This window comes from Christiangramia aquimixticola, from assembly GCF_048285835.1.
Lineage (GTDB): Bacteria > Bacteroidota > Bacteroidia > Flavobacteriales > Flavobacteriaceae > Christiangramia > Christiangramia aquimixticola.
In genome coordinates, this window is record NZ_JBLVTL010000110.1 from 1 (window position 1) to 336 (window position 336).

At 45.5% G+C, this 336-nt stretch carries 1 protein-coding gene; it reads left to right on the forward strand.

The window, feature by feature from the left end; translation table 11 throughout:
• On the forward strand, window positions 1–184 hold a 184-nt coding region (locus ACNKXV_RS13725), incomplete at its 5' end, for a hypothetical protein (RefSeq protein WP_417908287.1).
• Window positions 185–336: the final 152 nt, after the last annotated feature.

Genomic DNA, 336 nt, shown 5'->3' on the forward strand with positions numbered 1-336 from the left:
GTGTGGAATATGGTTCATCGCAGGGGCAGACTTGAGTTCGCAAACGTTGCCCACACCTAACACTCCCCATCTTACTTCCGAACCGGTAAACTTCTTCATGCTTGAAAGTAGGAAAAGATTTAGGCTTGTGAAAGGAGAAATAGCTAGGATGTCAGGGAGTAAGGATGTTTGGGAGGTCTCATAGCAAGTTGGAAAAACTGGGATTTGTAGAAGAGAAGTAACGAAAGCGAAATCTATTCTTTGTTCGGCTATTTCTCTTTTAAATACCTTTTTGACCACTAAACTTAGATCAGATGGGCGCGTGGGGGAGACACAGCCCTGCCTTTGCCGGCAGGC